Source organism: Glycomyces tritici, assembly GCF_030403505.1.
Genome location: NZ_JAUEMJ010000001.1, coordinates 48,970 through 63,836, shown reverse-complemented (window position 1 = coordinate 63,836; position 14,867 = coordinate 48,970). Strand labels below are relative to the sequence as shown.

At 71.2% G+C, this 14,867-nt stretch carries 13 protein-coding genes; 6 read left to right on the top strand and 7 right to left on the bottom strand.

The window, feature by feature from the left end:
• Positions 1 to 28: 28 nt before the first annotated feature.
• From QWI33_RS00265 to QWI33_RS00250, 4 genes are all read right to left on the bottom strand, one after another.
• On the bottom strand, positions 29 to 571 hold the full coding sequence (locus QWI33_RS00265) for an RNA 2'-phosphotransferase (RefSeq protein ID WP_289953728.1): 543 nt from the start codon (positions 569 to 571) through the stop codon (positions 29 to 31).
• A 47-nt stretch (positions 572 to 618) separates the two neighbouring features.
• Positions 619 to 999 carry a DUF1304 domain-containing protein gene (locus QWI33_RS00260; RefSeq protein WP_289953726.1) on the bottom strand — a complete coding sequence of 127 codons (381 nt, stop codon included), beginning with the start codon at positions 997 to 999 and terminating at the stop codon, positions 619 to 621.
• 57 nt (positions 1,000 to 1,056) lie between these two features.
• The gene (locus tag QWI33_RS00255) at positions 1,057 to 1,851 is read right to left on the bottom strand and encodes an FHA domain-containing protein (protein WP_289953723.1); all 795 of its coding nucleotides are present in this window, start codon (positions 1,849 to 1,851) and stop codon (positions 1,057 to 1,059) included.
• A gap of 105 nt (positions 1,852 to 1,956) precedes the next feature.
• Positions 1,957 to 3,753 (bottom strand): serine/threonine-protein kinase, encoded by a 1,797-nt coding sequence (locus QWI33_RS00250; RefSeq protein WP_289953720.1) that lies wholly within the window; start codon positions 3,751 to 3,753, stop codon positions 1,957 to 1,959.
• A 176-nt stretch (positions 3,754 to 3,929) separates the two neighbouring features.
• Between QWI33_RS00250 and QWI33_RS00245 the strand changes: the two genes are divergently transcribed.
• Entirely contained in the window at positions 3,930 to 4,562 is a 633-nt protein-coding gene (locus tag QWI33_RS00245) for a TetR/AcrR family transcriptional regulator (RefSeq protein ID WP_289953719.1), read from the top strand.
• Between the two features lie 27 nt (positions 4,563 to 4,589).
• On the top strand, positions 4,590 to 7,016 hold the full coding sequence (locus QWI33_RS00240; RefSeq protein ID WP_289953717.1) for an MMPL family transporter: 2,427 nt from the start codon (positions 4,590 to 4,592) through the stop codon (positions 7,014 to 7,016).
• 53 nt (positions 7,017 to 7,069) lie between these two features.
• Here QWI33_RS00240 and QWI33_RS00235 read toward each other — a convergent pair whose 3' ends face one another.
• Positions 7,070 to 7,489: a Rid family hydrolase gene (locus tag QWI33_RS00235; RefSeq protein ID WP_289953715.1), complete on the bottom strand. Its 420-nt coding sequence runs from the start codon at positions 7,487 to 7,489 to the stop codon at positions 7,070 to 7,072.
• A gap of 90 nt (positions 7,490 to 7,579) precedes the next feature.
• On the opposite strand from QWI33_RS00235, the gene QWI33_RS00230 reads away from it, so the two are divergent.
• Positions 7,580 to 8,050: a MarR family winged helix-turn-helix transcriptional regulator gene (locus QWI33_RS00230; RefSeq protein ID WP_289953714.1), complete on the top strand. Its 471-nt coding sequence runs from the start codon at positions 7,580 to 7,582 to the stop codon at positions 8,048 to 8,050.
• 57 nt (positions 8,051 to 8,107) lie between these two features.
• On the opposite strand, the gene QWI33_RS00225 is transcribed toward QWI33_RS00230, so the two are convergent.
• On the bottom strand, positions 8,108 to 8,602 hold the full coding sequence (locus QWI33_RS00225; protein WP_289953712.1) for a hypothetical protein: 495 nt from the start codon (positions 8,600 to 8,602) through the stop codon (positions 8,108 to 8,110).
• Positions 8,603 to 8,795: 193 nt separating this feature from the next.
• Between QWI33_RS00225 and QWI33_RS00220 the strand changes: the two genes are divergently transcribed.
• The 3 genes from QWI33_RS00220 to QWI33_RS00210 all read left to right on the top strand — a co-directional run bounded on the left by QWI33_RS00220 (position 8,796) and on the right by QWI33_RS00210 (position 11,945).
• Positions 8,796 to 9,263, top strand: coding sequence for a hypothetical protein (locus QWI33_RS00220; RefSeq protein ID WP_289953710.1), 468 nt, complete (start codon positions 8,796 to 8,798; stop codon positions 9,261 to 9,263).
• 36 nt (positions 9,264 to 9,299) lie between these two features.
• Positions 9,300 to 9,806 carry a hypothetical protein gene (locus tag QWI33_RS00215; protein WP_289953709.1) on the top strand — a complete coding sequence of 169 codons (507 nt, stop codon included), beginning with the start codon at positions 9,300 to 9,302 and terminating at the stop codon, positions 9,804 to 9,806.
• Positions 9,807 to 9,893: 87 nt separating this feature from the next.
• A complete protein-coding gene (locus QWI33_RS00210) occupies positions 9,894 to 11,945 on the top strand; it encodes a beta-galactosidase (protein ID WP_289953707.1) in 2,052 nt (683 codons plus the stop codon).
• A gap of 66 nt (positions 11,946 to 12,011) precedes the next feature.
• Here QWI33_RS00210 and QWI33_RS00205 read toward each other — a convergent pair whose 3' ends face one another.
• Complete coding sequence (locus QWI33_RS00205) at positions 12,012 to 14,804, bottom strand: ABC transporter permease (protein WP_289953704.1); 2,793 nt, start codon at positions 14,802 to 14,804, stop codon at positions 12,012 to 12,014.
• Between the last annotated feature and the right edge of the window lie 63 nt (positions 14,805 to 14,867).

Here is a 14,867-nt window from a genome sequence, read left to right as displayed (position 1 = left end):
AGGAGGCGGCCCCGGGCGTTTCCGGCGTTCAGCCGGGGAACATGACGGCCCACGCCGGGACGTGGTCGGTGAGCCAGACGCCGTTCTCGGACTTGTAGAACGCGTGGCCCGCACCGGCCATCCGCTCGGCGTCGATCACGAGGACCACGGGCTTGCCGCGCCGCGACCCCACCTTGACCGCCGTCTCGCGGTCGGGGGAGAGGTGCACGTGGTGCCGGTCCATGGCCTTGAGGCCCTCTTCGCGGATCGTCGCGACGAAGCCGCCGACGGTCCCGTGGTAGAGCACGGGCGGCGGCGCGGCCGGGGCGAGACCGAGGTCCACGTCCACGGTGTGGCCCTGGTTGGCCCGGATCCTGCCGTCCCGCAAGGCGAACCGCTGCTTGTCGTTGCGGGCCACGACCTCTTCCAGTTCCTCGCGGGTGACCTGGAAGTTCCGGTCCTCAAGGGCCTTGAGCAGTGCGTCGACCTCGACCCAGCCGTGCTCGTCGAGTTCGATGCCGAGCCGCTCCGGCTCGTGGCGCAGATGCCGCGAGAGGTACTTCGAGACCTTCACCAATCGCCGATCGTCCACTTCGTTCTCCGTTCTCGCCGAGGGGAACGTCAGGCTATCGCGGGCGACTAGAGCTGCGTCAACGCGAATATCAGGGCCAGCGCCGGGAACAGGCCCTGCTTCAGCGCCGCCGAGGCCATCGACCGGTCCTTCAGCACCAGCACGAGGGCCGCGCCGAGCATCGATGCGCACGCGAAGACGATGAGCGTCATGCCCACGGCCGCTTCGGATCTGACCACGGCGACGCCGACGAGGGCCCCGATCGCGAGGAACAGGTTGTACCAGCCCTGGTTGAAGGCCCAGGAGCGGACGGTCTCGACGTCTTCGGCGGCGACCCGGAACACGCCGTGGTGCACCTTCGGGTCGGAGAAGCGCAGGCACTCCATGACCCAGATGTAGACGTGCAGGAGGCCGGCGAGCGCGGCGAGGATCTGGACGACGATGAGCATGGACAGCATTCTCCACGACGCGGCGCCGCGATGGCGCCGGTCCGGTCCGATTCGGCCTCAGGCGCTGTCGAGCACGAACAGGTCGGGCGGCACGAGGGTGCGCGTGCGCAGCAACTCGGTGACGAGGTTGTGGTTGAGCATGTTGCCCACCGGTTCCCCGACCTCCTCGCGGGTCAGGCCCGGCACGCCCGCGGCCGACAGGCGCCGGCGCACCCCCGCGACGAGGTGCTCGGCCTTCTTCGGCCGCCAGCCGCTCCGGGGCCGCAGCTCCGCGAGCTCGGCGGCGACCTGCTTCCACGACACCGGCTGCGGGTAGGCGTCGTGCAGGAGGTACCGCTGGGCCAGGCACACGAGCGCCAGCCGCTCGTCGGCGTCGAGCTTCCAGGGCTTGTCCTTCAACGTGGACGCCGCGGGTGCGGGTGCGGGCAGGCGGCCGTCGACGCCGGCGACGTACAGCTCCACGAGGTGGCGCCGCCGCGCCGTGCCGCTGATGAACACCGGCGTGTACCCGGTGTCGAGCGGGTAGGCCTCGTCCTCGGGGAACAGCATCCGCGCGCCCGGCAGCTGGAGCGGCAGGTGCCCGGTGTTGGCGAGCCACCAGTGGTCCCCGCGCCGGGCGAGGCGGCCGTGGCTGCGGCTGACGCGGCGGTCGTCCCCGCCGACGCACACGTGCACATCGGGCCGGTTGCGTCCGAAGAGGACGACCCGCTCCTCCTTGGGCCGGAAGCGGACCCCGCCGGAGACGGAGAGGGCGTAGAGCGTGCCCGGCTCGGACTCGGGCACGCCGAACGCGAGGCTGGCGTGGTTCGGCTGCAGCGGTTCGAGCCCCTCGACCTGGGAGATGTCGGTCATGGCGACCTCCTTTCCTGCGCTCAGCCTGGCATGGTCCCCCGGGACCCGTCCCGAGCCGCTTCGTTCGCATCGGGCGGGGACGCGATGCCCGAGCGCCGCAAGCGGCTACGCGTCAGGCAGGGCCTCGGCGGCGGGCCCGGCCATGGCCTCGGCGAGGTCGCACAGCTCTTCCACCGGGTCGTCGCCGATCACCCAGATCCTGAGGTACTCGGCGGTGATGGTGCCGTCCCCTTCGGCGCTGGTGAACTGGCGGTAGACGACGCTGACCAGGCACGAGTCGTCCTCGCTCCAGTGGTCGCCCTCGTTGTACGCGACCATGCCGGCGTATTGGAGGCGCTGGCCGTCGTCGGCCTCCGGGGGGTCGTCGCGGTCGAAGAGGACGCGCACCACCGTCTCGCTCGTGGTGCTGGTCCACGCGCAGGTCCAGCCGCCGAAGCCCTCCAGCGGATCGTCCGCGGCGACGCCGGGGAAGCGTTCGAGCGCTTCGTCGTCGAGCAGCTCGCAGGCGTCGAGGTGGAACAGCGACTCGGGGTCCTCCTCGCGCTCGCGCCGCGGGAGCGGGCGGCCCTCGGCGACCACGGCGATGGCGGCGTTCGCGGCGGTGTCGATGATGGGGCAGATCTCGGTGTCCTCGCCGGGATCCTGCTTGGCGTACATCTCGACGAAGTGCTCGCCGTCGGGGAAGATCAGGGTCCGCGTGCACCTGTCGTGCGAGCCTTCGTCGCTGATGAGGCCGAACTCGCCGACCATCGAGACGTCGCCCTGCTGGTGGGGCTTGCCGTTCGTCTCGTAGAAGTAGAGGTTGAGGTCCACCCCGCCGGTGTCGTTCTCGATGCGCAGGTCGCAGCTTTCGAAGGGGCCGTTGTCGGCGTCGATCTCGGTCGGCCCGTAGGCGCCGAGCGCCGCCTCGTCCCAGAGCGAGCACGGGTCGGCGGTGATCTGGTCGCCGACGAAGTCCCAGGGGTCGAGTTCCGGCGGGTCCTCTTGGGCCGCTTCGGACCCGTTGTCGCGCATGCCGTTCCACACGGCCGCGGTGAGCACGACGAGCGCCGTCGCGGCGGCCCCGGCCCAGACCCACGAGCGCCGCGGACGCTTGGCGGCCCCGATCGCCGCTTCGCCGCCGAGCTTCCCGAGTGCGACGCGGGCCTCGCCGACCTTGATGCGCCGCTTGGGGTCGGTCTCGAGCAGCCGGTCGAGCAGCGGCGCGAGCGCCCCGGCCCGCTTCGGTTCGACGCGGTCGCCCTGCGCGGTCCGCCACAGCAGCGAGTGCGCGTTCCCCTCGCCGAAGGGCGAGGTGCCCTCCACGAGATGGAAGATGGTGGCGCCCAGGGAGAAGACGTCGGCGGCGGGGGAGAAGCTGGCGCCCCGCACGACCTCGGGCGCGACGTAGCCGGGCGTGCCGGTCACCGCGCCGGTCCCGGTGAGGGTCGGTTCGGTGTGGACCTGCCGGGCGATGCCGAAGTCGGCGAGCTTCGCGTGCCCCTGCGCGGTGACCATGACGTTCGCGGGTTTGATGTCGCGGTGCAGGATGCCCTTGGCGTGCACCGCCTCCAGGCCGCCGGCGAGCTGCGCGCCGTACCGCGCGGCCTGCTCGGCCCCCATCGTGCCGGTGTCGGCGAGGGTGCGGCCGTCCACGTACTCCATGACGATCCACCAGTCGCCGTCCTCCTCGACGGCGTCGTAGACGGTGACGACGTTGGGGTGGTTGACGCTCGCGAGCACCTCGGCCTCGCGCCGGACCCTCGCGGCAGCGGCCGCGTCACCGCCGGTGAGGGCCCGCTTGAGCGCCACGGACCGCTCGCGCAGCCGCAGGTCGGCCGCGCGCCAGACCTGCCCCTGGCTGCCCGAACCGAGCCGCTCCTCCAACCTGTACCGATCGCCCACGACCTGCCCAGCGCGCAACCGTCTCTCCGCTCGCTTAAACCCGAATCGCCCCCATGTGTCGCGCTCCACATTAACGCACCGAAGTGACGCGAATCCGTACTGGAAGCCGCACTCCGGTATCAGTCGGTCCTGTGGCCGGAACCACGCGGCGCAGTGTTTGCACTCCGTGCGTCGTTGCACTTAGTGTAATGAGCATGTCCGCGACACCCGAGCCCGTCGACCGCCGCGCCGCCCTGAAGGCCCGGAGCCGCAAGGCGATCCTCGACGCCGCCACGGCCCTGATGCGCGAGCGCCGCTCCACCGACTTCTCCGTCGACGAACTGGCCGCCGCCGCCGACGTCTCCCGCCGCACCGTCTTCAACCACTTCGACTCCCTCGAAGCCGCGGTCACCGCCGCCGCCGGCCGCATGCTCGTCGACATCGTGGACGCCATGGAGGCCGAGGCCGCCAACGCCTCCGGCGACGGCGCGACCGTCCTCGGCGACCTCGCCGCGGCGGGCTCGGCCGAGCACCTCGTGCCCACCGTCGCCTACCTCATCGAAGTCCTCGGCGCCGACGCGGAGCAGCCGTCCGAACGCGGGGCCGTGCTCATGCAGCGCGCCATCGCCCTCTTCACCGAGCGGATGTCCGCCTCGATCGCCCGGCAGCACCCGCAAGCGGACGCACTCCAGGTCGCCCTCCTCGTCTCCGCCTTCTGCGGCGGCCTCGTCGGCCTCGTCGGGCACTGGACGGCCGCCACCGGAGGCACCGACACCGCCGCCTCCCGCCGCGTCTGGAACGACCTGCTCGACCACCTGGTCGCCGTCCTGCGCGAACCAGAAGCCTGACCGATCCTCAGCAACCGAAAGGCCGACATGGCTGAATTCCTGTACCGCGTGGGACGCTGGTGCGCCCGCCGCGCCAAGACGGTCATCGCCGCCTGGGCCCTGCTCCTGGCGGCCGCCGCGACCGCCTTCGTCCTCTTCGGCGGCACGCTCACCACCGCGTTCACCATCCCGGACACGCCCACCGACGCCGTGACCGAGCAGCTCAAGGACGCCATCCCCGCCGCCGCGGGCGGCACCGGCACCATCGTCCTCAGCACGACCGACGGCAAGCCGTTCACCGCCGAGCAGCAGGCGCAGATCAGCGACCTCGTCGCCCGCGCCGGCGACCTCGACGGCATCGAGACCGCCGTCGACCCCTTCGCCACCGAGGCCGAACGCGCCGCCCAGGTCGCGGCCATCGCTGACGGCCGCACCCAGATCGAAACGGGCCGAGCGGAACTCGAGGGTGCACAGACGCAGCTCGACCTCGCCCGGCAGCAGGCCGGCGACTCCGCCGAACTCGACGCCCAGCAGGCCCAGATCGACGCCGGGCTCGCCGAACTCGAGACCCGGTCCGCCGCCCTCGAGCAGGGCGCGACCCTGCTCGACCTCGCCTCGGGCATCACCCTGGTCGCCGAAGACGGCAGCGCCGCCGTCGTCTCCATCGCCTTCACCGAACCGCAGATGGAGGTCACCCCCGAGACCAAGGCCGCCGCCACCGACCTCTTCGACGACAACCCGATCGACGGCGTCGAGGCCGACTACTCCTCCGACATGCTCGAATCCGTGCCGAGCGTCTTCGGCGCCGGCGAGGTCGTCGGCCTCGTCGTCGCGGCCGCAGCCCTGATCGTCATGCTCGGCACCCTCATCGGCGCGGCCCTGCCGCTGCTCACCGCCCTCGTCGGCGTCGGCGTCGGCGCCATGACCACGATGTCGCTCTCCGGCGTGATCGACATGGCCTCGGTGACCCCGGTCCTCGGCCTCATGCTCGGCCTCGCCGTCGGCATCGACTACGCGCTGTTCATCGTCAACCGCCACCGCCGCCAGCTCAAGGAGGGCTACGACCTCGACGAGTCGATCGCCCTCGCCACCGGGACCTCCGGCAACGCCGTCGTGTTCGCCGGGGCCACCGTCCTCATCGCGCTGGCGGCCCTGAACGTCACCGGCATCCCGTTCCTCGGCCTCATGGGCTCGGTCGGCGCGCTGTGCGTCGCCGTTGCGGTCCTCGTCGCCGTCACCTTCATCCCGGCCCTGCTCGCCTTGGCGGGCATGAGGATCCTGCGCCGCTCCGAGCGCGCCGCGCTCGACGCCGAGCACCCGGCGCCCGAGACCGCCGCCGCGGACGGGCGCGAGGTGAAGGCCATGCGCACGCCGAGCGCGCTCCTGCGCGTCCTCGTCGGCATCGGCGCGCTCCTGGTCGTGGCGGTCCCCGCGATGGACATGCGCCTCAACCTGCCCGACGGCTCCTCCGAAGCGCACGACACCACCCAGTACCAGGCGTACGCCACGGTCGCCGAACGCTTCGGCGAGGGCCAGAACGGACCGCTGCTCGTCGTCGCGACCCTCCCCGGCAGCCCCGACGAGGCCGCCGCGCAGACCGCGCAGCTCCACATCGCGCAGGCCCTCGCCGACCAGGACGGCGTCGTCGCCGTCGCGCCGATCGGCACCTCCGAGGACCGCACCGTCGCCGCCTTCCAGGTCCTGCCCGAATCGGGCCCGACCAGCGAGGAGACCGAGGCGCTCGTGCACACCCTGCGCGGCCTCGACATCGACGGCGTCGACTCGATCGGCGTGGCGGGCAACGCGAGCGGCAACATCGACATCTCCGAGAAGCTCTCGGACGCGCTCCCGGTCTACCTCGGGGTCGTCGTCGGCCTGTCGCTGCTCATCCTCATCCTGGTGTTCCGGTCGATCTTCGTGCCCGTGGCCGCCACCCTCGGGTTCGTCCTCAGCTACTTCGCGGCCCTGGGCGGCGTGGTCGCGATCTACCAGTGGGGCTGGCTCGCCGACGTCTTCGGCGTCGACAGCCCGGGGCCGATCCTGAACTTCCTGCCGACGCTCCTGGTCGGCATCCTGTTCGGACTCGCCATGGACTACATGCTGTTCCTCGGCTCGGGGATGCGGGAGGCCTACGCCCACGGCGTCCCCGCGCGCCTCGCCGTCGTGCACGGCCTGCGCGCCGGGCGCTCGGTCGTGACCGCCGCCGCGATCATCATGATCGCCGTCTTCGGCGGGTTCGTGTTCTCGCATTCGGCGATGATCCGGCCCATCGGGTTCGCGCTCGCGTTCGGCGTGCTCGTGGACGCGTTCCTGGTGCGGATGCTCATCATCCCGGCGCTCATGCACCTCTTCGGCGACAAGGTCTGGTGGCTGCCGAAATGGCTCGACCGCCTGCTGCCCGATGTGGACGTGGAAGGCGCGGCCCTCGAACGCCGCCACCCGCAGGTTGAGCGGGAGGCCGCCGCGACTCCGTAAGCGGCGCAGCCGGCCCGGGAACGCCGTCGTTCCCGGGCCGGCCTTCTCCGTGCTCAGTCCTGCCCGAGGACCGCGGTCACCCGGATCTCGACGCGCATCTTGGGCGCGCCCAGCGCGGCCACCCCGATCTGCGTCCAGATCGGCGCGCGGTCGCCCATGCGCTTGCGGAACTGCTCGGCCATGACGCGGGTCGGCCGCTCGCCGATCTGGTCGGGGGCGTCGGGGAGGTGGTAGGAGTCGACGTTGACGACGTCCCGCCACGTGGCCCCGGCCAGCGCGAGCGTCCGCTCCACGTTGTCGAAGGCGCGCACGATCTCCGCTTCGAGGTCGTCGGGGAAGACGAGGTCGTCGTCCCAGCCGCCCTGCCCCGAGATCTCGACGCGGTCGCCGATGCGCAACGCCTGCCGGTAATGCAGCATCTCCTGGAGCTTCTCCCCGGCGCCGGGCGTGACGAAGAATTCGGGCCTGCTCATGACGGTCTCCTTCAATTGACTTCAAGCTTGAAGTAAACCTAGCACATTGACTTCAACCTTGAAGTCAATCCTCGGCGGTATATTGCTGCCATGACCGAACCCGACGAGACGCTGTGGCTCGACGCCGCCGAGAAGGCGGCCTGGACCGGCGCCGCCTCACTCGCCTGGCTGCTCCCGGGAAGGCTCGAGGCACCGCTCCAGAAGGAGTTCGGCCTCACCCTCTTCGACTACCTGACCCTCAGCCACATCTCCGAGGCCCCCGACCGCCGCCTGCGCATGAGCGAGCTCGCCTACCTCGCCAACGGCTCGCTGTCGCGGCTGTCGAACGTCGTCAAGCGCTTCGAGCGGCGCGGCTGGGTCGAGCGCTCGCCCGACCCCGAGGACGGCCGCTACACGATCGCCGCGCTCACCGACGCGGGCTTCGACGTCGTCGTCGCCGCCGCCCCCGTCCACGTCCGCGCGGTTCGCAAGTACGTCCTCGACCCCCTCGACGACGAGGACCGGCGCGCGCTCGCCCGCATCGCCGCGAAGCTGGACGTCCGCCCCGAAGACCTCGCCTGAGGCGGCATGAAAGCCGCCGACCGGCACTGCCGGTCGGCGGCTTTCGGGTGTCGTCGACTAGATGTTCTGGACGTTCTCGTAGACGCCGTCGCTGTTGTTGTCCTCGGCGGACACGTCGTAGACGCCGTCCCCGTCCGTGTCGGACTGGACGGTGTTGACGAAGCCGTCGCCGTCGGTGTCCGTGCCGGTCGTGTCGAGGAAGTCGTCGCCGTCGGTGTCGACGACGATCGTCTCGGAGTACCCGTCCATGTCCGCGTCGGTGGTCACGGTGTCGACCCAGCCGTTGCCGTCCATGTCGGACTCGATGGTCTCCTCGAAGCCGTCGCCGTCGAGGTCGTAGGAGGTCGACTCGTTGATGCCGTCACCGTCGACATCGGTGTCCGCGATCGAGGTGTACACGTCGTCGTCCGACGACGTGTCGTCGGCGTACGCGTCCTCGGTGTACGACTCGTCCGTGTAGCTCGTCGTGTCCTCGGCGGTGTAGTCGTCGGCCGAGTCGGCTCCGTAACCGTCCGTGGTGTAGTCGTCTTCGACGGTGTCGAATTCGCTCATCGCTCAACCTGCCTCGGGTGTGAGTTGTGTTCAATGCGTGCGTTGAGAACGATAGAACCTGTACGCAAGCCCCGTCCTCCCAGGATCGTGCCACTGCGAATCGTTTCTGCCCGGCGCGCACACGCGCGAATCGAATGGCTCCGCTCCGTGGCCGCACCCTTTGGCGATGGCGTCGCACTCGTATGCTCGGACGATGGACCAGCCCCTCGGATTCACGCTGCCGAACGAGCCCGGCCCGCGCGTCGCCGCGGCCGGACGCGCGCTCCGCGTCATCGGGCACGTGCACTCCGAAGCGGAGTTCCTGATCGGAGAGGACACAGAGGACGCGACCGTGTGGGTCCTCGACGTCGCCGACGGAGCGCTGCACCCGCTCAACCGCGACCGAGACCGCACCGCGCGCTTCCTCGAGGCGTTCGGCGAGTACCTGCGGGACGGCCCGCCCGCGGCGGCGCCCATGGTGCTCGACGCGCGGCAGGCCGCGGAGCGCCTGGCCCTACTCCGCGCGGGCAAGGTGGCGCCGTGCGCCCCGGCGCGTCCGGCCGTTTCCCACCGGGTGCGCCTGGGGCGCCTGCTCGAAGCGCTCGAGGGGGCCGATCCGGAGGCGGCGGCGGCATCGTGGTGGTCGGGCCCGATCGAGCAGGCGAAGGACGACCTGCTCTAGCCTTCCGAAGACCGAACCGAACCCTGGAGTCGCCGCATGGCCGCAGCCGAGCCCGTGAAGCCGCATCCGGCGCTGACCGCGGTGCTGCTCTTGATCGTCGTCGGCGTGTTGTCGCTGTTCCCGATCGCACTGCACGCCAACGGGATGGAGATGCTCGACGGCTACCGGGCCTCGCACGGCGAGGCCGGGACCCCGGGCACCGCGACCGTCGAGAGCGCGGTCCACGCCAAGGGCGGGCAGGTCTGCCGCGGCGTCTTCACGCCGGACGGCGGCGCCGCCGCGGCCGACGTGCGCATCGAGGTCGACGGCGATTGCGAGGAGGGCCAGGAGGTCGAGGCGCGCTTCATGGAGGGCCGCTCCTCGATGTTCACCGGTTACGGCGAGCCCAGGGCCTGGGCCGCAGGGGCGGACGACTGGGCCGGGTACATTCCCCTGGTGGTCCTCTTCGGGGTGCTCAGCCTGCCGCTGGTCCTGCTGGCGTTCATGATCGTCGTCAAGCTCGCGAAGCTCGTCTTCCTGCCGCGGGAGGCGCCGAAGGCGTGAGGGGATTCGGGCTTGACAATCCGCTGTGAACCTCTAGGCTCTTTATCGATAAAGTCATGTCGTCGATGACCTAAGGAAGTTCGCCTCGTGAGCCGGAAACTCATCCGTCACGCGCCCATCGCCAAGGGCGTCCCCCACCTGCTGCACGGCGGGGACTACAACCCCGACCAGTGGCTGGCGTCCAAGGACGCCACCTGGAAAGAGGACATGCGCCTCGCCCGGCTCGCCGGGGTCAACACCCTCTCGGTGGGCATCTTCGCCTGGGCCGCACTCGAACCCGAAGAGGGCCGCTACGAGTTCGGGTGGCTCGACGAGATCATGGACCTCATGGCCGAGAACGGCATCACCGCCGTGCTCGCCACCCCCTCCGGCGCGCGCCCCGGCTGGATGAGCCACCAGTACCCCGAGGTCCTGCGCGTGAACGGCGACCGCTCCAAGAACCTCCACGGCGGCCGCCACAACCACTGCCTCACCTCCCCGGTCTACCGCGAGAAGACGCTCGCGATCAACACGGCCCTGGCCGAGCGGTACGGCGAGCACCCCGCGCTCGGCGTCTGGCACATCTCCAACGAGTACGGCGGCGAATGCCACTGCGACCTGTGCCAGGAGCGGTTCCGCACGTACCTCCAGGCCAAGTACGGCTCGCTCGACGAGCTGAACGAGGCCTGGTGGACCGCGTTCTGGGCCAAGACCTACGGCGACTGGTCCCACATCGTGTCCCCGGGTGCCAACTGGCACGGCGAGCAGGACATCCACGGCCTCCGCCTGGACTGGATGCGGTTCACCACCGAGCAGTTCGTCGACTTCTACCTCCACGAGACCGCCCCGCTGAAGGCGCGCACACCCGAGATCCCGTGCACGACCAACCTCATGGGCACCTACCCGGGCATCGACTACTACCGGCTCGCCCAGGTCCTCGACGTCGTCTCGTGGGACTCCTACCCGCAGTGGAGCGACACCGACCGGGACGTGCGCGCCGGCGTCGAGGCCTCCTTCAACCACGACCTGACGCGCAGCCTCAAGGGCAAGCCGTTCATGCTCATGGAGTCCTCCCCGTCGGCCACCAACTGGCGGCCGGTCGCCAAGCTCCACCGCCCCGGCGTCCACATGCTCCAGTCGATGCAGGCCGTCGCCCACGGCGCGGACACCGTGCAGTACTTCCAGTTCCGCAAGGGCCGCGGCGGCTCCGAGAAGTTCCACGGCGCGATCGTGGACCACGAGGGCACCGAGCGCACGCGCGTCTTCCGCGACGTCGCCGCCGTCGGCGAGCGCCTCGCCGAGCTCGACGCGGTCGTCGGCACCACGACCCCCGCCGACGTCGCGGTCGTCTACGACTGGCCCAACCGCTGGGCCCTGGACGACATGAAGGGCATGCTCCAGGACAAGACCGGCTACCACGGCACGGTGCTCGACCACTACCAGGCGTTCTGGGAGCAGGGCGTCCCGGTGGACGTCATCGACGGCTCGTTCATCGCGGCACCCGGCGAACTCGACCAGTACCGGGTGCTCGTCGCGCCGATGCTCTACATGCTCCGGCCCGGCGTGGCCGAAGCGGTGGACGCGTTCGTCGAGCGCGGCGGCACCTTCGTAGCCACCTACGCCTCCGGCTACGTGGACGAGAACGACCGCACGTTCCTCGGCGGCTTCCCCGGTCCGCTGCGGGCCACGCTCGGCGTCTGGGCCGAGGAGATCGACGCGCTCTACCCCGACGACCGGAACGCGATCGCCTGGAACGGCAAGGAGTACGAGGCCTTCGGCCTGTGCGAGCTGATCCACGCCGAAGGGGCCGAGGTCCTGGGCGCGTACGGATCGGACTTCTACGCGGGCCGCCCGGCGCTCACCGTCAACCGCCGCGGCGAGGGCAGCGCGTACTTCATCGCCGCCCGCACCGGCGCCGACTTCCTCACCGACTTCTACCGCACGGTGATCGAGGAGACCGGCGTCGAGCGGGTGCTCGACGCGGCGCTCCCCGCGGGCGTGACCGCCCAGGTCCGCAGCGACGGCGAGAACGACCACGTGTTCGTGCTGAACTGCAACCCCCACGGCGCGGTCGTCGAACTCGACGGCGGACCGCTGGAGCTCGACCCGCACGCGGTCATGGTCTTCGAGCGGCCCCGCAAGGGCGCCGACGCCTCCTGAGCGAAGCCGGCCCCGGACCCGCACGGGTCCGGGGCCGGCTCGCGCCTCACGCCGCCGCGGTCCCGGCTAGGTGATCCGGCGCTCGCTCGGCAGCGTCGCCTTCGTGAACACGACCGCCCCGACGGCCGCCACCAGCGGCACGGCCATGAGCACGACCGCGAAGCTCGCCCACGGCAGCTCCCAGCCGTAGAGCGTCTCGAACGGGTACTGGAACTGGAGCGGCCGGTTCAGCGCCTCGCGCAGGACCGCGTAGCCGATGAACGCCGCGATCACGCCGAGCACCGTCCCCAGCACCGCGATCACCAGGGTCTGCCACATCGCGAACCGCCTGCGCAGCCCCGGCGCGGCGCCCACCGCGCCGAGCGTCGCCATGTCCCGCCGCTGCTCGGCGACGATCAGGCCCGTCGAGACCGCGGTGGCCCCCAGCGCCACGAGCGCGCAGAGCCCGGTCACGGCCATCACCAGGTAGCGCAGGAACGGGTCGGAGTAGTCCACGACCGTGAAGATCGCCCAGGCCTCGCCGCCGAGGACCTCGCGGTCGACGTCCGTCGTCAGCGCCTCCAGGTCCGCGGCCTCTGGTTCGGATTCGGGGGTCACGAGGAACTGCTGCTGCCCCTGGGAGCGCACGAAGCCCATCGCCTCGGCCGCTTCGGGACTCACGAGCATCTGGTCGAGGCCCAGCTGCCCCTTCTCGACGGCCATCGCCGGCAGTTCGAGGGTGGCGGCCTGCGACTCGGTCGATCCGCCGTTCGCGTCCCAGACCGTGAGGTACTGCTGGAGCACCACCGTTCCGGCGTCCGTGAGGGCCCACTCGTCGGCGACGAGCAGGCCGCCCGACTCCAGGACCTCGATCGCGCGGTCCAGTTCGGCGCCTTCGAGATCGGTGTACGCGGCGACGACCGCCGGGTCGGTCGTCCCGACGATCTGGTCGGCGTAGACCCACGACTCGCTCAGGAGCTCGTCGCAGCGCGGGTCCCGCCGCGCGGCGTCGACCGCGGCGCGTTCGGCCGCATCGGTCGACGTGTCGGCCTCCCAGTACGGGCAGCGGTGCTCCTCGGGCCGGACGGGGGACCACTGGCAGTCCACGTCCTCCTTGGTCGTGTCGACGACCGTGCCGCAGCCGTCCCAGCCCGCGTACTCCGGGACCGGGGTGATGATCACGTCGCCGAGGCGCGAGCGCAGTTGCGGCTCCACTTCGGCCACGGCCGCGTCCCAGTCGGTCGCGCCGTCGTCGGAGGTGCCCATGAACGTCAGCGTCATCGTCCCTTGGGGCAGGATCTGCTCCTGGCTCTGCTCGGAGCGGACGGACTCCGCCGTCGCCATCATGGAGAAGGCCATGCCTCCCGCGACGACGCCGAGGACCGCGGCGATCGCCGGGGCCGCGGAACCGCGGTTGCGGCCGGCCTCGCGCAGGGCCAGGCGCGGCGCGAGCGGCAGCCGCCGTCCGATCCGCGCCGCGGCCGCGAGCAGCGCGGGCGTGCAGGCGACCAGGCCGAACTGGGCGAGGACGATCGCGGCGGCCATGAGCGGCAGGCTCACGAACAGGGCCCCGACGACAGCGGAGGCGATGCCCGCGGCGACCATCGCGACGCCGATGGCCAGCCACCGCTTCGAGCCGTGGCGGCGGGGCACGCGGCCGGTGAGCGCCGCGATGACGTTGACGCGGGAGGCGCTGACGGCCGCCGCGAGCGCCGAGAGCAGGCCGGTGGCGATCGCCGCCCCCACGAGCGAGGCCTGCAGCGAGGGCAGGACGCGCAGTCCCGCGCTCCGGTACCCCATCACCTGCTCCAGCCACGGCAGTCCCGCCGCGATGAGCCCGACCCCGATCGCGATCGCCGCTGCGGCCGCGATCGCGCCGAAGAGGACGCCGCCGGCGAGGACGACGGCGCGGATCTGCCCCGGGGTGGCGCCGTTCGCGCTCATGAGCGCGAACTCGCGGGTGCGGCGGCGGGCGCTGATCGCGAACGCCGGGCCCGCCAGCAGGATGACCTCCATCATGACGACGACCACGATGAGGCCGTAGATCATGAGTTCGGCCTCGTCGACCACATCGCTGGACTCGAGGTACGCGGGCGAGGGCGGCTCGTTCAGGAGGGAGCCGGCCCACACGGTCAGCCCCAGGCCGTTGAGCGTCAGGGCCTGCTCCTTGGTGAGCGGCGCGGGCGCGTCCACCAGCCAGCCGAGGGCGTCCGCCGGGAAGGACTCGGCGATCGCGAACGGCCCGTTGAGGTTCCAGGGGAGTTCGACGATGCCGCTGACCTGCAGCTCCCCGGCGCCCTCGTCCAGGACCAGGTCGTCGCCGACGCCGATGCCGAGCAGTTCGGCCGCGGCCTCGTTGACGACCGCCTCGCCCGCTCCCGGCGCGGATCCCTCGAGGTACTCCAGGCCGGCGTCCTCGTAGAGGCCGTCGTCGAGGCGGTAGCCGTAGCCCTGGATCTGGGCGAGCCCGCCGCCGTTCTCGACCTGGAGCGTCGTGCCCTCGCTCTGCAGGCTGTAGGGCGCGATCGAGGATCCGGGCGGCAATGCGGCGAGGATCTCGGCGTCGGCCAGGTCGCGGCCGGCGCTGTCCTCGAAGCGCGTGTCGCTCGGGACGTCGAAGGTGATCCACTGCGAGTCCCAGTTCATCTGCTCGATCGGCACTCCGGGCACGGCGGGCTCGATGAACGCGTCGGCGGACCCCAGGTACTGCTCAGCGGTCTCCTCTTTGGAGAGGGTCATGGTGTCGTAGGCGCTCGCGCCGATGGCCACGGCCAGCAGGGGCAGGCCCAGCAGGATGATCGACAGGGCCGAGCGCCCCTTGTAGCGCAGCGCTTCGCGCCGCGCGATGCGGTAGGCCAGGCGTTGGCTCGAGAGGATCATTGCGCTCCTTTGCGGAGGCCGTCGGCTCCGGTGAGCGGTGCGCAGGCGTGAATGACGGTCATG